General features: G+C 73.1%; 15 protein-coding genes. 4 read left to right on the top strand and 11 right to left on the bottom strand.

Annotated elements, in window-relative coordinates:
* A partial coding sequence (locus FPZ41_RS33010; RefSeq protein WP_322621030.1) for a polyketide synthase occupies nucleotides 1-4,621 on the bottom strand: 4,621 nt, incomplete at its 3' end.
* Nucleotides 4,622-4,987: 366 nt separating this feature from the next.
* On the opposite strand from FPZ41_RS33010, the gene FPZ41_RS33005 reads away from it, so the two are divergent.
* Together FPZ41_RS33005 and FPZ41_RS33000 are read left to right on the top strand one after the other, a co-directional pair.
* The gene (locus FPZ41_RS33005; protein WP_228023141.1) at nucleotides 4,988-5,833 is read left to right on the top strand and encodes a PP2C family protein-serine/threonine phosphatase; all 846 of its coding nucleotides are present in this window, start codon (nucleotides 4,988-4,990) and stop codon (nucleotides 5,831-5,833) included.
* Complete coding sequence (locus FPZ41_RS33000) at nucleotides 5,830-6,870, top strand: MASE1 domain-containing protein (RefSeq protein ID WP_322621029.1); 1,041 nt, start codon at nucleotides 5,830-5,832, stop codon at nucleotides 6,868-6,870. The genes FPZ41_RS33005 and FPZ41_RS33000 overlap by 4 nt, the downstream gene beginning before the upstream one ends.
* A 95-nt stretch (nucleotides 6,871-6,965) precedes the next feature.
* Here the strand turns inward: FPZ41_RS33000 and FPZ41_RS32995 are convergent, their stop codons facing one another.
* The 5 genes from FPZ41_RS32995 to FPZ41_RS32975 all read right to left on the bottom strand — a co-directional run bounded on the left by FPZ41_RS32995 (nucleotide 6,966) and on the right by FPZ41_RS32975 (nucleotide 11,615).
* Nucleotides 6,966-8,225: a diacylglycerol/lipid kinase family protein gene (locus FPZ41_RS32995; protein WP_322621031.1), complete on the bottom strand. Its 1,260-nt coding sequence runs from the start codon at nucleotides 8,223-8,225 to the stop codon at nucleotides 6,966-6,968.
* Nucleotides 8,226-8,334: 109 nt separating this feature from the next.
* Entirely contained in the window at nucleotides 8,335-8,796 is a 462-nt protein-coding gene (locus FPZ41_RS32990) for a DUF7144 family membrane protein (protein WP_152867275.1), read from the bottom strand.
* A gap of 39 nt (nucleotides 8,797-8,835) precedes the next feature.
* Nucleotides 8,836-9,321: an SHOCT domain-containing protein gene (locus tag FPZ41_RS32985; RefSeq protein ID WP_152867274.1), complete on the bottom strand. Its 486-nt coding sequence runs from the start codon at nucleotides 9,319-9,321 to the stop codon at nucleotides 8,836-8,838.
* A gap of 157 nt (nucleotides 9,322-9,478) precedes the next feature.
* Complete coding sequence (locus FPZ41_RS32980) at nucleotides 9,479-10,852, bottom strand: hypothetical protein (protein ID WP_152867273.1); 1,374 nt, start codon at nucleotides 10,850-10,852, stop codon at nucleotides 9,479-9,481.
* 97 nt (nucleotides 10,853-10,949) lie between these two features.
* Nucleotides 10,950-11,615, bottom strand: coding sequence for an HdeD family acid-resistance protein (locus tag FPZ41_RS32975; protein ID WP_152867272.1), 666 nt, complete (start codon nucleotides 11,613-11,615; stop codon nucleotides 10,950-10,952).
* Nucleotides 11,616-11,801: 186 nt separating this feature from the next.
* Here FPZ41_RS32975 and FPZ41_RS32970 point away from each other — a divergent pair, with 186 nt between their 5' ends.
* A complete protein-coding gene (locus FPZ41_RS32970; protein WP_152867271.1) occupies nucleotides 11,802-12,515 on the top strand; it encodes a potassium channel family protein in 714 nt (237 codons plus the stop codon).
* Nucleotides 12,512-13,918: a DUF2252 domain-containing protein gene (locus FPZ41_RS32965; RefSeq protein ID WP_152867270.1), complete on the top strand. Its 1,407-nt coding sequence runs from the start codon at nucleotides 12,512-12,514 to the stop codon at nucleotides 13,916-13,918. Before FPZ41_RS32970 ends, FPZ41_RS32965 begins: the two co-directional genes overlap by 4 nt.
* Before the next feature lie 49 nt (nucleotides 13,919-13,967).
* Here FPZ41_RS32965 and FPZ41_RS32960 read toward each other — a convergent pair whose 3' ends face one another.
* The 5 genes from FPZ41_RS32960 to FPZ41_RS32940 form a co-directional block, all read right to left on the bottom strand.
* Entirely contained in the window at nucleotides 13,968-14,168 is a 201-nt protein-coding gene (locus FPZ41_RS32960; protein ID WP_152867269.1) for a hypothetical protein, read from the bottom strand.
* Between the two features lie 113 nt (nucleotides 14,169-14,281).
* Nucleotides 14,282-14,803 carry a hypothetical protein gene (locus tag FPZ41_RS32955; protein WP_152867268.1) on the bottom strand — a complete coding sequence of 174 codons (522 nt, stop codon included), beginning with the start codon at nucleotides 14,801-14,803 and terminating at the stop codon, nucleotides 14,282-14,284.
* Nucleotides 14,800-16,428, bottom strand: coding sequence for an MFS transporter (locus FPZ41_RS32950; protein ID WP_322621028.1), 1,629 nt, complete (start codon nucleotides 16,426-16,428; stop codon nucleotides 14,800-14,802). The genes FPZ41_RS32955 and FPZ41_RS32950 overlap by 4 nt, the downstream gene beginning before the upstream one ends.
* Nucleotides 16,429-16,703: 275 nt before the next feature.
* Complete coding sequence (locus tag FPZ41_RS32945; protein WP_152867277.1) at nucleotides 16,704-19,328, bottom strand: LuxR C-terminal-related transcriptional regulator; 2,625 nt, start codon at nucleotides 19,326-19,328, stop codon at nucleotides 16,704-16,706.
* 374 nt (nucleotides 19,329-19,702) lie between these two features.
* The coding region (locus FPZ41_RS32940) for an SRPBCC family protein (RefSeq protein ID WP_152867267.1) at nucleotides 19,703-20,221 on the bottom strand (519 nt) is incomplete at its 5' end.

The following is a 20,221-nucleotide window of genomic DNA, read 5'->3' as shown; positions in this document are numbered from 1 at the left end:
CCACCGTCTCCAGCAACGCCCCCGCCCCGGACCCCTGATCGCCCAGCGCGGGCAGGACCGCCACCTCCGAGGCGGCAGCGGCGTGCCGTGAGGCGCCTGCGACCGTGCGGACAGGGCCGCAGAGGGAGTCGCCGGAGCCGAGTTCGACGAACGTGTCGTAGCCCTCGTCGAGCAGTCGGGCGACGGCGGCGCCGAACCGCACCGGCCGGATCGCGTGCTCGCGCCAGTACTGGGGTGTCAGCGCGGGGCTCCACTGCCCGGTGACGGTGCTCAGCATCGGTGTGCCCGCCGGGTGGAGCGTCAGCGTCTTGGCCGCGTTGCGCAGGGGTTCGAGGACCGGTTCCAGCATCGGCGAGTGGAAGGCGTGCGAGACACGGAGGCGGCGCGCGGCCACACCGCGGGCCGTCAGTTCCGCCACCGCCCGGTCGACGGCGTCCTCCTCGCCCGCCAGCACGACTTGCGTGGGTGAGTTGACGGCGGCCAGACACAGCGCCGCGCCGGACGCGGCGATCACGGCGGCGACCGTGTCCTCGTCACCCCGCACGGCTGCCATGGCCCCCGGTGCGGCGAGCTCGCCCACCAGGCGCCCTCGTTCGGCGGCGAACCCCACTGCCTCGGCCAGGGTCAGCGTGCCGGAGACGCACGCGGCGGTGATCTCGCCGACGCTGTGCCCCACGACCGCGTCGGCCCGTACACCCCAGGCGGCCAGTTGCCCGGCCAGCCCCACGCCGAACGCGACCAGCAGCGGCTGGGTCACCTCCGTCCTGGCCAGCGAGGCGGGGTCGGCGTCCTCGTCCAGGCACCAGGCGGCCAGGGAGCGGCCGAGGACGGGCCCGGTGAGTGAGGACGCCTCGTCCAGGACCTCGCGGAACACCGGAGCCGAGCGGTACAGGGCACGGCCCTGGCCGGGGCGGAGCGCGCCCTGGCCCGGCAGCAGAAAGACGGTACGCGGCCGGGGGCGCGCGACGGCGCCCTCGTCGCGGGCGGCTTCGAGGCGGGCCGCGAGGTCGCCGTCGGCGACCAGGGCGAGACGGTACGGGCCCTCGTCGCGGGCGGTGTTGACGGTGGCGCAGACGTCGCCCTCGTCCAGTTCGGGGTGGGCCCGCAGATGGGCGGCCAGGTCGCCGGCGGCGGCGCGCAGCGCGTCTCCGGTGCGGGCCGACAGCGTCAGCAGGTGCGGGCCGTGGGCGGTGACGGAGGGCAGCTCGTGTTGCTCGGGGCGGCGGCTCGGCGCCTCCTCCAGGACGGCGTGCGCGTTGGTGCCGCCGAAGCCGAAGGCGTTCACCCCCGCCACCAGCGGACGGCCCTCGTCGTGCCACTCCTGGTGCTCGGTGGCGAGCGCGAACCCGGGTGCGACGCGTTCGAGGAACGCTGCGGGCGGGGTGCTGTGCGGGGAGGGCGGCAGCTGCCGGTGGGCCAGTGCGAGGACGACCTTGACCAGGGCGGGCATGCCGGCGGCGTTGAGCAGGTGCCCCAGGTTCGCCTTGACCGAGCCGAGCCGTCGCACCGTCCCGTCGGCACGGGGCGGGAACGCGTGCCCGAGCGACTGCGCCTCGACGGGGTCGCCGACGGGGGTGCCCGTGCCGTGCGCCTCGACGTAGGAGACGGCGGCCGGATCGACGCCGCACTCGCGGTAGGCGCGGGTCAGGACCTCGCGCTGGCCGTGCGGGTTGGGGGCGAGGAGGCTCAGCGAGCGCCCGTCGTTGTTCACCGCCGTACCGCGTACGAGCGCGAGTACCGGATCACCGGCGTCCAGGGCGTCGTCGAGGCGGGCGAGGACGAGGGCCGCGCCGCCCTCTCCGGGGACGAACCCGTCGGCGTCGGCGCCGAACACACGGCACCGGCCGGTCGGGGACAGCGCACCCGTCGCTTCGAGCAGCCGGTGACCGGTCGGTGTCAGGCCCAGGTTGACGCCGCCGACCACGGCGAGGTCGCACTCGCCGGACAGCAGGCTCTGCCGGGCCAGGTGCAGGGCGACCAGTGCCGACGAGCATGCCGTGTCGACCGCGAGAGCCGGGCCGTTCAGGTCCAGTGCCTGCGAGAGACGGGCGGCGAGCAGGTTGGGCAGGTTGCCGGTGAGGGCGGCGGGGTGGCGGGCGAGGTCGCCGTCCGCGGCTTCGGCCAGGACCTCGCGGTAGCCGCTCTCACCGGCGGCCACGAACACGCCGATTCTGCGGCCGGTCCGCCGGGGGCCCGCGTACCCGGCGCGTTCCAGCGCCTCGTGGGCCAGTTCCAGGAAGATCCGCGCCTGTGGGTCGGTCGCGCGTGCCTCCGTGTCGTCCATGCCGAAGAAGGCGGCGTCGAAGGCGGCCGGGTCCGGGTCGGTGAGGAAGGAGCCGAAGCGGGCGTTCGGCGCGGGGGCACCTGTCCAGCGGTCCTCGGGTACGTCACCGACGGTGTCGCCTCCGGAGACGAGGAGCTCCCAGAAGTCCTCGGGGGTCGCGGCACGGGGGAAGCGGCAGGCGGTTGCCAGCACGGCGAGGGCACCACCGGGGTGGGGTGCATCACCGGTTGCTTCACCGCGTTCGGCGTCTTCCGTGCCCTCCGTGCCTTCACCCGTGTCCGCGAGCAGACCGATCACATGCCCGGCCAGCGCCGCCACGGTGTCGTGGTCCCGTAGGACACGAGGCTCCACGGTGACGGAGAAGGTGTCCTCCAGCCCGGCGAGCACGGCCATCGACCTGAGCGAGGAGCCACCCAGGTCGAAGAACCGTTCGTGCAGCCCGATCTCCGCCTCGGGCCGCTCCAGGACCTGCGCCCAGACCTTCCGCACCGCCTCCTGGACGTCACACAACGACCGAGGCGAGCCCGCCACTGCCGAAGCCGAAGCCGAAGCCGGAGCCGGAGCCGGAGCCGGAGCCGGAGCCGGAGCCGGATCCGAAGCCGGAGACGACGGGCTTGGAGCCGCGACCGAAGCCGGAGCCGAAGCCGGAGCCGAACCCGGAACGTCCGCCCAGCGGCCCTCGACGGCGGCGTACGCACCGGACTCGAAGCGCGTACGCATGACGCCCCGGCGCAGCTTCCCGCTGGTGGTACGCGGAAACGCCCCCGGCGGCAGCGGCAGCACCCGCACGTCGTCGTGCCCGAGTGCCTCCCGCAGCCGGGCCGCGGCGGCCCGCAGCACCGGCCCGGCCTTGCCCAGCGGTGGACGCGCCCACTGCACGAACGCGACGACCCGTTCGCTCCCGCTGTCCGGGACGGTGGACCCCACCACGGCCACCGCCCCCTGCGGCAGCCCCGGCGTGGCGGCGACGGCCTGCTCCAGGTCCGGCGCGTGGAACGTACGGCCGTTGACGAAGACCACGTCCTTGTGGCGCCCGGTCACGCACAGCCGCCCGGCCCGCAGGAACCCGAGATCCCCGGTGCGTAGCCAGCCGTCCTCGGTGAACGTGGCGGCGCTCGCCTCGGGCGCCCGGTGGTATCCGCGTCCCACCTGAGGTCCACGTACCTCCACGTGCCCCACACGCAGATCACCCAGCGATCCCCCGGAACCGTCGGTGATCCGGACCTCGCAGCCCTCCACGGGACGGCCGACGTCCATCAACTCCACAGCGTGCGGCCCCGGTCCGGCCTCCACGGCGCGGCCCCTGCTGAGCGCGGCACGGTCCAGTACGAGCGGTGCGGCGATCTCCCCCAGGGGCGGGACGGTCACGGCGAGCGTGGCCTCGGCCAGTCCGTACACCGGCAGCGGGGCACGGGCGTCCAGCCCCGCCGGGGCCGTACGGGCCGTGAACTCCCGCCAGACGCGCGGGGCGATGGGTTCGGCGCCGACGAGTATCAGCCGTACGCAGCTCAGGTCGAGGCCGGCCAGGGCGGTGGGCGGCACCCGTCGTACGGCGAGGGCGAGGGCGAAGTTGGCCGCGGACAGGACGGTCGCGCGGTGCCGTGCCACGGCCTCGAACCACAGGGCGGGACGCTTGGCGAAGGACAGCGGCTCCAGTCGCACCTGCTTCAGGCGGGCCGCCATGGGCACCAGATGCGTGCCGATCAGGCCCATGTCGTGGAAGTACGGCATCCAGGTCGCGGTCACGTCGTCGCCGGTCAGGGCGGTCGCGGTGCGTATCTGGCGGAGGTTGGCGAGGACGCCCGCGTGGGTCAGTTCCACGCCCTTGGGGGAGCCGGTGCTTCCCGAGGAGAACTGCAGGAACGCGACGTCCCGGGGGGCGGGCCGCGGCAGTCGGCGGGGCGGACGGCCTTCGCGGAGTTCGTCCAGGTGCAACGCCCGTACCGTGCCCCGGATTTCTCCGGCCAGGGGCGCGGTGGACCCGTCCACGACCAGCGGCGGTCTGCCGAGGAGTTCCCACACCGGTTCCACCCGGTGTGTATCCGGGGCGAGCGGCACGGGGACGGCGCCCGCCGCCAGCGCGCCCCAGAACATGGGCTGGAAGTCCTCTCCCCGGTCCGCGACCAGGGGCAGCGGGGTTCCCGGCTCCACACCCGCGGCGACCAGCCCGCCCGCGACGCGCAGTGCCTCGTCCCGGAGCCCGGCGAAGGTGACGGTGCGCTCGCTGCCGTCCCCCCGGACATGGACGACGGTCTGACCCGGTGCTTCCCGCGCCGCGTCGAGCAGCACCTCCAGCAGTGCCGTCGCGCCGTTCGAACCCTCGCTTGTGCTGATCACTGTTCGAACCTACAAGTTCGCCTGGTGCCAACGGTGTTGCGAGGGCCCGACGGACTCGTCACGGTTTCGTGTGCTCGCGCGGCACCCGGGTGCCCTGGAGCGAGGCCCGACCTTCGGCCCGCCGGCCCGAGCGTTTCCGACGACCTTCGACCGATCTCCGACCGACCTCCGACGACCTCCGACGACCTCCGACCGATCCCGGGCCGAGCTCCGACCGAATTCCGGGCCGATCCCGGACCGATCTCCCTCCGTTCTCCCTCTGATCTCCGGGCCGATCCCGGCAGGCGTCGGGTCTCTGTTGGTAACGTGAAATGGTGAAATATAGCCCATATGGTGCAACTCCGACAGGACCCGGAGTGTGATGCCATGCCTCCTCACCGCCGCACCACGTCGTCCAGTGGCACCGGAGAGCTGCTGCACACGCTCGGGGATCTCACCGGACGGATACTGGAGCGGATCAAGTTCCAGCAGGCCCGCGTCGAGCTCGCCGCCGCGTTGCAGCGCCAGGTCCTCGCCGCCGAGCTGCCGGTGCTGGCCGGCCTGCAGGTGGCGGGGCGGTACGCGCCCGCGCGGGCCGGGCTGGACATCGGCGGTGACTGGTACGACGGGTTCCTCATGCCGGACGGCTCCGTGGGGTTCGCCATCGGCGACGTACAGGGCCACGACGTGGAGGCCGCGGCTCTCATGGGGCAGGTGCGCACCTGTCTGCGCGCCGTCGCGACCGCCACCACGGACCCGGCGGAGGTGCTCGGGCGCACCAACGACCTGCTCGTGGCCATGAACTCCGGGCTGTTCGTGACCTGCTCGTTCCTGCGCTTCGACCCGGTCACCCGCGAGCTCGCCGACGCCCGCGCCGGGCACGTACCCGCCGTCTGGGCCACGGCCGACGGCCACTGCGACGTCGTCCTGAACGACGGCGGTCTGCCCCTGGGCATCGTCGCCGGCGAGCGGTACCCGTCAACCCGCCGGCTGCTGACCGACGTGGGCGCGTACGTGCTGTTCACCGACGGTGTGGTGGAGGGCCCCGGCTACCCCATCGAGGAAGGGCTCGCGCAGGTGGCGGATCTGGCCGTCGGCGCCTGTGGCACCGACCCGGACGAGCTGGCCGCACGGGTGATCAAGGTGGCCGACCTCACCGGCCACAGCGACGACGCCGCGGTCCTCGTCCTGCGTTACGGGGGGCTCCGGCAGCGGCGGGAGGGCGAGATGTGAGCGACGACCGGGCGCGTCGGGAGCGGCTGCGGGAGTACCGCGCCGTGGGCCTGCGGTTGGCTGCCGTGGTGGCCGCCTACTACGTCTGCGCCCGGATCGGGCTGCAGCAGGAACTGGTGCGGGGGCAGGTCACGCCGTTCTGGCCGCCGACCGGGATCGCTCTCGTCGCCCTGATGCTGTGGGGCCTGCGCATGTGGCCGGCCATCGCTCTCGGGGCGTTTCTGGTGAACGTGGCGCTCGGGCCGTGGATCGTTCCCGTGCTCCTCATCGTGGCCGGCAACACGATCGCCCCCGTCTGCGCCTACCTCCTCCTGCGGCGCGTGGGCTTCCGGACCGAACTCGACCGGCTGCAGGACGCTCTGGCGCTGGTCTTCCTCGCCGCCCTGGGCGGGATGGTCATCAGCGCGACGGTCGGCACCGGCGTCCTCGTGGCCTTCGGCGCGCTGCCGTCCGACGCGTTCTGGCCGACCTGGTCGGTGTGGTGGACGGGCGACGCGATGGGGGCCCTGGCCATCGCCCCGCTGCTGCTGGTCGCACGCCATGCCAGATGGCCACGCGGCGTCCCCGTCCTCCGCTGGGTCGAGGCCGTGGCTCTGCTGGGCGGCACGGCCGCGGTCACCGTGGTGGCCACCCACACCTCGGTCAACCTTCTCTTCCTCGTCGTCCCCTTCCTGATCTGGGCGGCGTTCCGCTTCCAGCTGGCCGGCGCCGCGCCCTGTGTGCTGATCGCCTCTGGGATCGCCATCTACGCGGGGGCCGTCGGGTCGGGTCCGTTCGCCGCTCATGGCCTCCTTGCGAAGATGGTCATCCTGCAGGCCTTCAACGGCACCGTGTCCCTGACGGCCCTGCTGCTCTCGGCGATCGTCACCGAACGGAACCACACCCTCCGGGAGATCGAGCAGGTCTGCGAGCGTCTGACGGAAGCGCTGTCCCGGCTCGCACCGGACGAGAAGTTCGAGCTGCCGTACGGGACGCCGGAGCCGTGGCCGCCGCCCCGGCCGGAAGGACGAGATCAGCGCAGACAGCGCCGCCGTTGAGGCACCTTGAGGCACCTTGAGGCACCTTGAGGAACCCGTGAGATGCCTTGAGACGCCGGGTCACTCTCTCTTTCTACTTCTTCGCAGCGCCGCGCTCAGCGGGGACGCCCCAGTGCCAGTCGTGCCACGCGCGGCCAGTCGGCGGGCTCTGCGCCCGCCCGTGGTGTGCGGCGGCGGTGGCGCGGGACGCGGACCCGGAGGGCGCCGGGTGCGCTGTGGCACCGCACGGGTGCGGGCAGTACGGCGTGTTCGCCGTCGATGCCGACCGGGAGGGTGGCCGTGTCCGCCTCCACGACGACGTCCGGGGCACTGGCCCGGACGAGTCCCGCGGCACGCGGGCCGCGCACCATGCCGGCCGCCTGGGCGGTGTCGGCGACCCGTACGCACACCACGCCGAGCAGTCCCGAGTCCAGCCGGGCACGGCGCCCCGGACGGGCCGCGTCGACGGCACGCCCGTAGGGGTTGTTGCTGACGAGCAGCGCCTGGAGCCCCTCGGCCCGCGTCGGCCCGGCCCGCATCCGCAGCGTGGGCGCGTCCTCGCCGGTGAGGAGGCCGGGGAGGGTCCCCAGGACCGTGTGGCGCTTGGCGTCGCGGTACGCGGGGTCGGCGACGACGGACGCGTACGTGCCGAACGAGGCGTTGTTGACGAAGACGCGGTCCCCGGCGTACCCGAGGTCGACGCGGAGTTCGATGCCGCCGGTCAGGGCCTCCAGGGCGGCCGCCGGGTCGTCGCGGTCGAGGCCGAGATCGAGGGCGAAGTGGTTGCGGGTGCCGACGGGGATCACGGCGAAGGGCAGGTCGTGGCGCGCGGCGACCTCGGCCACCAGCGCCTGGGTGCCGTCACCGCCCGCCACCGCGAGGAGGTCGGCTCCCTCCGCGACGGCCTGCCGGGCCAGCCCGGCGACGTCCTGGTGCCGGGGTCCCTCCAGCAGGACCACCCGGGCGCCCGCCGCACGGGCCTTCTCCTCCAGGTGGAAGCGCCCCACCTTGCCGCCGCCGGAGCGGGGGTTCATCAGGACCCAGGGGTGACGGGGCGCCTCGTCGACGGCCCGTTCCGCGGTGGTGTGCGCGGGTGCCAGGGCCGTACGCGCCGCGGCGACGGCCAGTACCCACAGGGCCAGGGCCACGCAGGCCGGCCACAGCATGCCGTACGCGGCGTACAGGGCGAGGACGGCGAGCGGCGCCGCCACCGACAGGGCCAGCCCGAGGGCCCGGACCACACCGGTGTGAGCCAGGGTCCACCACACCCCGACGGCGGCGAGCGCCAGTCCGGCGATGCCGGCCAGCGCCCACAGCACGCTCCGCAGTCCGGCGACGACGAGCGGCACCAGCACGCTGCCCGTCAGGGCGAGCACGGCGAGGCGAGCCCGGCCGACGCCGGTCCCGTGTGCTGCCGCGAGCCCTCCCGCACCTGGTCCGCTCGCGTCCCCGCCGTGTCGTGCCACCTGTTCCACCGGGACGGCCTCACACGTGATGCGGTGCGCGTTCGTGCCGTTCGGCCTCGTACCGTGCGGTTTCCTCGCGGCGTCCGCTCACGCACAGGGCCCAGATGACCCAGCCGGTGAGCGCCATCATCACGAGCGACCAGACCGGGTAGTACGGCAGCGCCAGGAAGTCGGTGATGAAGATGAACGAGGCGATGATCACGCCGGTGATGCGTGCCCACGTCGCGTTCGCGAGCAGTCCGAAGCTGGTGAGCACGGCGACTATGCCCAGGGCGAGGTGGAGCCAGCCCCAGCCGGTCAGGTCGAAACTGAAGACGTAGCTGTTCGTCGTGACGAAGATGGTGTTGTGGGCGATTCCCATGATGCCCTGGAAGATGGAGAGCACGCCGCCGATCATGAGCATCACGGCTGCGAAGATCGTCCCGCCGCTGGCCCAGTTCTGCTTCGTCGTGTGCGCTTGCCGGGTGTGTGTCGCTGTCATCTCGGTTCCTCGTTTCGTGTCGTCCGGCACGCTCGGCGATCAGTGACCGGAGGTTGACGGGGAGGTTGAGGTGGAGCCGCCGGCACCGGGGCGCTCCGTCGGGCCGTGGCCGGCCAGGACCAGTTCCTTCGCCCTGCGGAACTCCTCGTCCGTGATGTCACCGCGGGCGCGGATCTCGGACAGCCTGGTGAGTTCGTCGACGCTGCTGGGCGCGCCCTTGGAGCCCGCGGTCTCCCTGATGTAGCTGTCGAAGGCCTCCTGCTGCGCACGCGCCTGCGCCATCTCCCGGCGGCCCATGTTCCTGCCGCGGGCGATCACGTAGACGAAGACGCCCAGGAAGGGCAGTACGACGACGAACACCAGCCAGCCGGCCTTCGCCCAGCCGCCGAGTCCGTCGTCACGGAAGATGTCGAGGACGATGCGGAAGAGCAGGACGAACCAGAGGATCCACAGGAAGAACCAGAGGATGGCCCAGAAGGCGCCCAGCAGTGGAAAGTCATACGCCAGATAGGTCTGCGCGCTCATGTCCGTCCTCCGTCCCCGGGTGCTCGGGCGCTCACCCGGCAGCCGTTTGTGCCGACTTCAGCGTGACCGCGGCAAGGACCGGGCGGCCTCACCCGATGCGGGTGATCGTGCGGCGCCCTTCCGGGGCTCCGGAACCATGACGCACCGCGCCGGGGATTCATGGGGCGGCCGCCTGGTCCTCCGGCCCGGCTGCCGGGCCCGCGGCTGCCGGGCCCGTGGCTGCGGCGAGGATCGCCAGGAGGATCAGCACGGCCAGGACGATGCCGATGACGAGCGCCAGCGCGCCGACCGTGGGCTCGTTCCAGAGCAGTAGCGCGAGGACTCCCGCCGCGATGACGACACCCGTGGTCCACTTCCGGTGGTCTCCCAGCCAGCGCCCCACCGGGCCGGTCCGCGCTCCGGTGCGGGTCAGCGCCCGGCCGGTGGCGGTCGTGCCCCGGTCCGCGGTGCGGCGGACGGCGGAGGCGCCCCGGCCGGGGCCGAACATGTACGCGGACAGCGCTGTGATCACGGAGACGACCAGGAGGGTGCGCGCGCTGTCGCGCAGGAAGCGGACGAACGTGTCGTAGATGACCGCGGCCGCGTCGGGGGGCAGCGCCGAGGACGGGACCGAGTCCAGGTAGGCGCGTCTGGCGACGGCCAGGGCGACGATCAGCAGCACCATCATCACGCCGACACCCGTGGCCAGGACCAGCAGCATGAACCGGTGTCCCGGAGCGACCCACACGGCGAGCGCGGCGAACGCGATGGTCACGACGGGCAGCCAGGTGCCGACGACGTCCAGCACCCGGAACGTGGCCTGCGCCTTGTCCAACTGCTTGGTCTCGAACAGCGTGATCCTCCGGTCGGGGGCCGGGATGGCGGAGGCCTTCTCGAAGCCCGCGTCGACGAGGCGCTGCTTCACCTGGTTGACGACCTGCCCCAGGTCCAGCTGGATGGTGTTGCCCTGGGCCCGTATGACACCGTTGTTCTCACCGGTGAGAACGTTCGTCACGGCGGCGTGCGCCCGCCGGTTGGCACCCACCCACGCCCGCTGGAACGTGTCGCTGACGATCACACGGGTCACGACGCGGTCGACGGTGCCTCTGACCGTGGCCTCCAGCGGGCCCTTGAGTGCCTCGGCGCCCGCCACGACGCGGGGTGGTGCCCCGGCGTCCTTCAGGGAGCTCGCGAGTGCGCTCGTCACCGCCCCGACGTCGATGTTCGTCATGACGCGGTCGGTGAGCCGGTTGATCACGGCCTGCTGCACCGCGGGTTCGGACGCCAGCGGCGCGACGGTCTCCACGTACCCGTCGGTGTCGGTGACCGTGTCATGGACCCAGGCCGAGACTACGGCCAGGGGGGAGAGCAGCAGGGCGAGCAGCAGCAGGACCGAGGCGCCGACCTGGCGTGCCCGCCGGTGGCGCACCTTCGCGGCCTTCCGCAGCCGCTCGTACTCCGCGTGCTCCGCGGCGGTCAGGGCATGGCGGTCGGGGCGGTCGGAGCCGGCTCCGCCGGAGTCCGGCGAAGCCGGGGACGCGGACGGGGCCATGGGTGCTCCCCTCGTCGTGGATGCCGCCGTCGTGGGTGCCGCCGGCGTGCACGCTGCCGTCGTGTCTGCCGCGGTCGTGTACGCCGCCCTGCCGGTGTCAGACCGTCGGTCGGGGGTCGTGGGGGGCCGTGGCGTGCTCCCCCTTGTGCAGCGCGTGCCGCCACGCGAAGGCGACGGCCGCCTCGGCGATGCCGAGCAGGACGAGCCACACACCGAGCAGCCGGGTCAGGGCGCGGGCCGACTCAAGGGGCAGGGCGAGCACCACGATGCCCGCGACGATGCCGAGGATCGCCACGCCCAGGACGATGCCGCGGTGGGGCAGGTCCTTGGTGGCGATGGCCGTGTAGAGGGTGAGGACGCCGGACACCAGCCAGACGACCCCGACGATCACGGACAGCGCGGCGATGGTCTGCAACGGGTTCCGCAGGCACAGCACCCCCGCCAGGACGAACAGCAGGGCCAGGAGCAGCGCCGGGAGCCGTTCGCCGGCACCTTCCCGGGCGAAGGCGGCCACGAACCGGAACACCCCGATCACCAGCAGGTACAGGCCGATGACGACCGCCAGGACGTGCAGGGTCGCCCCCGGCCAGACCAGCACCAGGATGCCGGGCACCAGCATCGCGACGGCCGAGCCCAGGATCCAGGTCCAGGACCGGCCGAGTCCGGCCAGCACGTCTGCGGGGTCGCCCAGGGGACCCGCGGCCGCCCCGCCGTGTGTGTGTTCCGGTCCGGTGGGCGGTGCCGGACCACGCGACGCGGTCATGGCTCCTCCTCGCGTGATCGCGCAGGTCGCTTCCGGACCGCCGGCGGGGCGGTGTGCGGGGACCTGACAGCTCCACCGTCCCGCGCGCCGTGGGCCCGCCGGGTCACCCATGGCGGGTGATCCGTCCGCGCCGCCGTGGCGGTGAGGTGGGTCGTTAGGCACATGGGATGAGCGATGGCACTTGAGATGAGCGATCCCCCGACCGCCCGGACGGACCCCACCCGGTCCGGGCCCGCCGCGCACCGGTGGGACCGGTGGCTCCGCTCCCGCCGGCGGGCGGGGGCCGCGTGCGTCGCCCGCGTCGTGTTCGTCACGGCCGTGTTCGTCACCGCCTACTACCTGCTGCCACTGGGCGTGCGCGGCACGGCCGGCGCGACGGCGGTGTTCGTGTGCGGCCTGCTGGCGGTTCTGCTGCTGTTCTCGTGGGAGGTGCGGACCATCGTGCGCTCGCCCTACCCGCGGCTGAGGGCAGTCGAGGCCCTGGTGGCCACGCTGGCGCTGTTCCTGGTCGTCTTCGCGAGCGCCTACTACCTGCTGGACAGCTCCGCCCCGCGCTCCTTCAGTGAGCCGCTGACCAGGACGGACGCCCTCTACTTCACGCTGACCGTCTTCTCCACCGTCGGCCTGGGGGACATCACCCCGCGCTCCCAGACGGGGCGCGTGATGGTGATGCTGCAGATGGCGGGCGGGCTGCTGCTCGTGGGTGTCGCCGCTCGGGTGTTGGCGGGCGCGGTCCAGGTGGGATTGCGCCGCCGGGCGGGTGAACCGTCGGCGGAGCCGGGTGCCGCGACCGGCACGGCCGGCACCGCCGACACGGCCGACACGGCCGACACGGCCGACACCACCGACACGACCGACACGACCGACATCTCGACACCGGACCAGGAGGCCGGGCCATGACCGTACCGAGCGATTTCACGTCCACCCTGTCGCCCTCGGAGCGGGCGGCGTACGGCCGGCAGGCGCGCACGCGCGCCTCGCGTTCGGCCCACGGCTGGTTCGAGCCGGACCAGCAGCGACCCGACCCCGTGGAGGTGCTGGAGCGTCAGTCGGCCACCCGCGTACCGGAGTTGGTGCCGGTGCGCTACGGCCGCATGCTTGAGTCGCCGTTCCGCTTCTACCGTGGCGCGGCCTCGATCATGGCGACGGACCTGGCTCCGGTTCCGAACACCGGGTTGCTGGTGCAGCTCTGCGGCGACGCCCACCTGCTGAACTTCCGGCTGCTCGCCTCGCCGGAGCGCCATCTGGTCTTCGACATCAACGACTTCGACGAGACCCTGCCCGGACCGTTCGAATGGGACGTCAAACGCCTGGCGGCCAGCTTCGTGATCGCCGGCCGGGCGAACGGTTTCCCGGTCAAGGACCAGAACAGCGCCGTACGGGCGTGCGTGCAGGCGTACCGGGAGCGTATGCGCGGCTTCGCCGGCATGCGCACCCTCGACATCTGGTACGCCCAGGACGACACCGACCACGTGCGGGAACTGATGGCCTCGTCGGCGAACGCGGAGGCCAGGCGCCGCGCCGCCAGGGCATCGGCGCAGGCCCGCACCCGCACCCACCTCCAGGCCTTCGCGAAGCTGACCCGCGTCACGGCCGAGGGCCGGCGCATCGCACCGGACCCGCCGCTGGTCGTTCCGCTCGCGGACCTGCTGGACCCGTCCGAGGACTGGCAGGAGAAGGAGTTGCAGACCGTCCTGGAGGGCTATGTGCGGACCCTGCCGTCCGAACGCCGCCACTTGCTGCGTCACTTCCGGCTCGTGGACATGGCCCGGAAGGTGGTCGGCGTCGGCAGTGTCGGTACGCGCTGCTGGATCATCCTCATGCTCGGCAGGGACGACGACGATCCCCTGCTGCTCCAGGCCAAGGAGGCCCAGGAGTCGGTGCTGTCCGCTCCCACGGGCGCCGACCGCTGGGACAACCAGGGCCGCCGGGTGGTGACCGGGCAGCGGCTGATCCAGACGACCAGCGACATCTTCCTGGGCTGGACGCACATCTCGGGCATCGACGGGCAGGGCCACGACTACTACGTGCGCCAGCTGCGGGACTGGAAGGGCATCGCACGGCCGGAGACCATGGGGCCGGGCCTGCTCACCCTCTTCGGCCGGCTGTGCGGGGCGTCCCTGGCACGGGCCCACGCCCGCTCCGGCGACCCCGTCGCCATAGCCTCCTACCTGGGCGGCAGCGACCGCTTCGACCGCGCGCTCACCGAGTTCGCCCAGTCCTACGCCGACCAGAACGAGCGGGACTTCGAGACGCTGGGGGCCGCGGTCCGGTCCGGCCGGCTCAAGGCGGAGAGCCTCTGAATCAGATGCTCTCTGAGAGCCGCGGCCCTTCTGAGAGCCCTACTGAGAGTCATCCCTCCGGGAGCTGCCGCATCTCCACGACGCGCAGCCCCAGGGACTGGCAGCGCGCCAGCAGCCCGTACAGCTGCGCCTCGTCGACGACCGGGCCGAACAGGACGGTCTGCCCGGCCATCACCACATGACCGAGCTCAGGGAAAGCCTCGGTCAGGGTTTCCGACAGATGTCCGTCGACGCGGATCTCGTAGCGCATGAGCTGCTCCCGCGGGCGACCTGGAAGACAGTGGAAGACAGGTGCACGGCCTCCTTTCTGCGATCGTCCGCCGCGGCGTGCCGTCGGGCCTCACCCGGTACAGGTGACCTGCCTCAGTACTTCAGAACGATCTTGAACGCGACGATCAGCAGGCCGAGCAGCAGGTTGACCGAGGCGGTGGCGGTCACGAGACGCCAGGAGGCACCGGCATGGCGTGCCGCGGCCACGGACCAGCCCACCTGCCCGGCCACGGCGACGGAGACCGCCAGCCAGAGGGCACCCCGCACGTCCAGGCCCAGGAGCGGGCTGACGGCCACCGCGGCGGCCGGCGGGACGGCGGCCTTGACGATCGGCCACTCGTCACGGCACACGTGCAGCACGGTCCGGCGGTCCAGGGGCCGCCGCGCCAGACGTGCCCCGAACAGCTGGGCGTGGACGTGCGCGATCCAGAACACCACGCCGGTGACCAGCAACAGCAGCACCAGCTCCACGCGCGGGAAGTCGCCCAGTGTGCCGGCGCCGACCACCACGGAGGCCGCGAGCAGGGAACCGTAGACGCCACCCGTGTAGTCCCCGTGCGCACGGCGCGCGGCGCGGCCCGCGGCCCGGCGTGCAGGTGGGCGGGCCGGGCTCATCCCGTGGATCCGATCGCTCCGGCCGGGGCATCGGCGTCCGGCCGCCGCGGCCCACCGGCCCGGCCGCTCGGCAGGTGCGGTGTGACCAGGAAACTGGCGAGGGCGACGCCACCGGTGGCGAGGATCGCCGCCTTGAGGCCGGCGAGCTGCGCCGAGGCGTACGAGTCCGTGACGGCGTCGACCTCGGACGGCGGCAGCCCGGCACGCTCGGCCGCCGAGCGCACCTGACCGGTGGTGACGAAGGAGATACCGGACTCAAGAGCGACCCCGACCGTGTGGCGGGTCTCCTCGGACAGTTGCGGGTTGCCTTCCACCTGTGTGGTGAAGGCATGGGCCAGCGCACCGATGAGGACCGACCCGATGAGTGCGGTGCCCAGCGCCGAGCCCAGGTTCTGTGCCGTGAACTGGAGCCCGCCGACCTCGCTGCGTTCCTTCTCGGCGGCGCTGGACTGGACGACGTTGCCGAGTTGCGAGGCGAGCAGGCCGATGCCCACGCCCAGCACGGCCATCGCGCCCGCGAACTGCGCGTCGTTGATGACCGGGTCGATGGCGGTCAGCAGCCACGCGATGGCCGCCGCGAGGACCAGCAGGGCCAGCCGGACCACCCGGCGCGGCCCCACCACGCGCCCCAGTGAGGATCCGCACATCGAGGTCACGAGCATGGTGATGGACACGGGGAGCAGGCGCAGCCCCGTCTCGAAGGCGTCGAAGCCCTGCACGACCTGCAGGTACAGCGGGACGGCGAAGAACAGCCCCAGCAGGATGAGGTTCTGTCCCAGCAGTGTCAGCAGACCGGAGCGCAGCGCGGGCCGCCCCAGCAGGGACAGGTCCACGAGGGGGTCGGCGCCCCGGCGGTCACGCCGCCGCTCCCAGTGGCCGAAGACGGCCAGGACGGCCACCCCGGCGCCGACGACGAACAGCGTCGGGGCGAAGCCGAAGACGGTGAAGGGAGGGTTGCGCGGCTGCAGCCACCCCCAGGTGCTGCTCTGCAGCACCCCGAGCACACCGAGCGCCAGTCCGGCCGCCGAGAGCGCGGCACCGACGCCGTCCAGCCGGGGGCGCGGGCCGGTCGGGGGAGTCTTCGGGATCACCCGGCGGCAGAGCAGGACGGCCACGACGACCACGACCTCGCCCGCGAACACCAGCCGCCAGGTGAGGTACGTCGTCACCCAGCCGCCCAGCAGCGGGCCGACCGCGATCCCCGCTCCGGCGAGCCCGCCGATGACGCCGTAGGCGACGGCCCGGTCCCGCCCGCGGTACGACTCCGCGACGAGGGCGGCCATGGCCGGCAGTACCAGGGCGGCGCCGAGCCCCTCGATGACGGACCAGCCCAGCGCGAGGACCCAGACGGTGGGTGCCGCGGCGGTCAGGGCTGATCCGGTGCCGTAGACGACCAGCCCGAGGAGGAACACGCGGCGGCGTCCCAGGATGTCCCCGAACCTGCCGCCGATGAGCATGAACGCGGCCATGACCAGCGCGTACAGCGTGATGACCGCCTGGATGGCGGTGACCTCCGTGTCGAAGTCGTGGACCAGCCGCGTGATGGAGACGTTCATGACGGAGGTGTCCAGGACCATCAGGAACTGGGCCGTACCCAGGACGATCAGAGCCCGCCAGTGCTTCACGGTGTCCACCTCGCCGAGTCGGCCCGGGACGGCGCCGGAGTCAGCCGGGCAGTCGCCGGGCGCGCGCCCAGCCGCCACCTCCCATCGCAGCCGAGGCCCCCGTCCCGCGCCTCACCCGCCGCGGGGGAGGGAACGGCCACGGGGCGGCCGGGCCACCGGGGTACGCCCGCCAAGGGCTACTTGCGGACATGCGCTGCCCAGCGTGCGTGCCCCGGCGTACGTGCGTCGACGTACGTGCCCGACGGGCGCTCGCCGTCGCGTTCGCTGTCTCCCGCTCACAGCAAGCCGAGGTCTCGTGCCCGGCGTACCGCGTCGCCCCGGCGGTTCACCGCCAGTTTTCGGTAGACGCTCTTGAGGTGGGTCTTCACCGTGTTCACCGACACGTAGAGGTCGGCGGCGATCTCCTCCGTCGACATCATGCGGGCCAGCCGCTCCAGCACGTCGCGTTCCCGGCCGCTCAGCTCCGCGGCGACGAGCGGTGAGGGCCCCGCCTCGGGCCGGGGCGGATCGTCGCTGCGGGCGGGACCGGAGGTGAGCCAGCCCGCGGCCAGCTCGTGGAGCGGTGCCGTGGCCAGGAGCGGCCTGATCCACGGCAGGGCGTCGAGGAACGGGCGCCGCAGCCGCTCGCGCCGCGCGTCGAGGAGCGCGTGCTCGACGAGCCTTCGGGCGGTGGCGGTGTCTCCCGCCTCCTCGGCGGCCCGAGCCCGCACCAGCGCCGCCCGGACGGTCACCGCCGGACCGGTACGGCCCCCGGTGCGGACGCCGTCCAGCAGGTCGATCGCCGCAACGGCACGACCCGCGGCGAGTTGTATCCGCGCGGCCTCCACGGCAAACGCCGGCTGGTCGGCGGACACACCCCGGAGCACCTCGGCCGCCTCCTCGGGCCGGCCTTCGGCCAGGTGGGCGGCGGAGGCGACCAGTGCCTCGTGGCTCGCCGCCCAGGGTGAGGCCACCGCGGCGGAGACGGCCGGGTCCGCCGCCTCGGCCGCGGCGCCCGCATGGCCCCGGACCAGCAGGAGCCGGGCCGTGACGATGGCCCGTCCCGCCGCGGTCACCGGGTCCTGCATGGCGCGGTGGAGCCGGTCCGTCTCGTCGAGGAGGGCCTGGGCCCGGTCCAGTTCGTCGCGGTCGACGGCCACGGCCGCCAGGACCAGCCGTACGAGGCCGGAGCCGCACGGCGGGGGCAGGCTGAACCGTTCCGCCTCGGACACCGCCGCCAGGGCCTTGCGCTCCGCCCTGCCGAGCCAGCCGTTCAGGTAGTCGATCAGCGCCAGGTGCCCCATCGCCTCCTCCCGGGGGAGCACGGTGGAGGCGTCACCGGGAGCGCCGGCCACCGCGGTCAGGGCGGCGCGGGCATCCTCGAAGCGCCCGGCCCACAGGCGGGTGGAGCCCAGATGGGTCAGCAGGAGCGCGGTGAGTTCGGGATGCTTGTCGAGGAGGTGCGCGGGCACCTCCTCCCGCAGTTCGCCCGCGGCCCTGGCGGCCCTCTCGGCCCGTACGGGAGAACCGGTCAGCCGTGCGGCCAGCGCCTCCAGCAGCGCACAGCTCAGCAGGGCGGCCGCCACCTCGGACGCGTCGGGCACGTCGGCGTTCAGGCCCTCCTCGGCGTGGTGCAGATGGGCGAGGCCGTGGTCGAGGTCGCATCTGGACAGGTCGCGGGCGGCCCGGACGAGGTGCGCCGCGGGGGACGTGGCCTCGGGCCCCATCCGGGAGAACAACTGGTCCAGGTCCTCGGAGCGCAGACCGGTGAAGAGCTGTCCGATCGCCAGGTCGTCGACGAGGGCCCCGGCGGTGAAACCCCAGTCGCCCGCGGCGGCACCGTGGGCGAGGGTCTCCGGCAGGAACCCGGAGGAACGCAGCCACCGCGCCGCCCGCCGGTGGAGCTCCGGCTCCAGCCCCGGCAGGCGTACACGCAGATGGGCCCGGAGTATCTCCCCGAACAGTGGATGGAGCCGGTACCACGAGTGCCCGAGATCCTCGACGAACGCGTTCGCGCGGTGCAGTCCGACGAGCAGGCGCTCGGCGTCGGTGCGCCGGGTCAGCGCGTTCGCGAGATCGGGGCAGAAGCGCTCCAGGACGCTGACGCGCAGCAGGAGGTCCTGCGTCTCCTCCGGCTGCCGCATGAGCACCTCGGCCAGCAGGAAGTCCGCGACCGCGCTCCGGTCCGCCTCGAACTCCTTCAGATAGACCTCCGGGTCGGCGCTCTCCCGCGCGGCCAGGGCACACAGCCGCAGGCCGGCGGCCCAGCCCCGGGTACGGTCCACCAGGGCGCGGGCGGCGGGGACCGGAATGCTCAGACCGTGCAGCTCCAGCAGCGCGACGGCCTCCTCGGGGGTGAAGGCCAGCTCCGCCGCGCGGATCTCCGTCAGCTGGCCGGCCGCCCGGTAGCGGTGCAGCGGCAGCAGGGGTTCGGTACGGGTGACGAGGACCAGACGCATGCCCTGCCCGGCGTGGTGCAGGACGAACTCCAGTTGCTCCGCGATCTCGGGGGCGGTCACGCGGTCGTACTCGTCGAGCACCACGACCACGGGCTCGTCACGACCGCTCAGCTCGGCCGCGAGCGCCGCCAGCAGCCTGCCGTCCACCCGGCTCGGGTCCGCCGGGAACCCGACCGCGCCGGACGCCGGCACACCTCGGGAGCGCAGGGCCTGGAGTACGTACGCCCAGAACACCCCGGGACTGCGGTCCCCCGCCTCGACGGTGAGCCAGGCGACCGGCTCCTCCCGGCCGGCGGCCCAGTCGGCGACCAGCAGGGTCTTTCCCACGCCGGCCGCTCCGTTGACCAGCGTCAGGGGCGTCCGGAGAGCCTGGTCGAGATGCCGGACGAGCCGCTGCCGCCGCAGGAACGTGCCGGGCCTCGTCGGCAGCACGAACCGGGTACGCAGAAACGGATCACCCAGCGGATCGGCGTACGGGTCGGGGTACGGATCGGCGTACGGGGCGGTCGGAACGGCCGGAACAGCGGGTGCAGGCGGAACAGCGGGTGCAGGCGGAACCACCGGTACAGCCGAAGCAGCCGGTACAGCCGAAGCAGCCGGTACAGCCGAAACAGCGGGTACAGCCGGATCAGCCGGAACGGTCGGTCCCGGAGCCCTCTCGTCGGACTCGGCCACAGCGCTCATCACCACCGTCCACTCAAGGTCGGACCATGGGCGCGCTCTCCCTCTCAGCATCCCAGCCTTCCGGCACATCCGCGCGGCACAGCGCCCCGCACCCCCGCTCACCAGCCCGTTTACGCCACCGCTGGTGCGCGGGGGGTGTCCTACGGGCCGCCTCAGGTGCGGGCCTCGGCGGTGACCTTCAGGTCGCGCAGCCAGGCTTCGAGGCCTGCTCCGAGTGCCGCGGTCGCGGTGGGGACGTCCGCTTCGACCTGGGCGCCCGTCCAGGTTTCCTCGGTGTGGACGCGGACGCCGCCCTTGACCTTCTCGAAGGTCCACAGATGAACCCCCTCGTCGATGCGCAGCCCTTCGCCGAGCGCGGGTCCGCTCCACAGGATGCAGTGACCTCGCTGGAGCTGCCGCACGGTGGAGGTGATCTCCAGGGTGGTGGCAGGGGTCGTGGGCGTGGCGGGCGCCGGGGTCGTCCACCGGAACCGCGAACTCTTCCGGAACGGGCCGTGGTCGAGCCGCTCCATGGTGAGCACGGGCGGCTGCCAGGACGGCCAGTTCTCCACGTCGGTCTGCAGCTTCCAGACGGTGCTCAACGGAGCTTTGATCACGATGTCGGACTGGTAGCGGATGCGGGCGTCGGGATCGACACCTTCCCCTCGGCATGTGGACGGACCGCTGTGGTG

Source organism: Streptomyces acidicola (assembly GCF_009377235.1).
GTDB lineage: Bacteria > Actinomycetota > Actinomycetes > Streptomycetales > Streptomycetaceae > Streptomyces > Streptomyces acidicola.
Note: the sequence above shows the minus strand (reverse complement) of the source record. Positions and strands in the feature narration are given on the sequence as shown.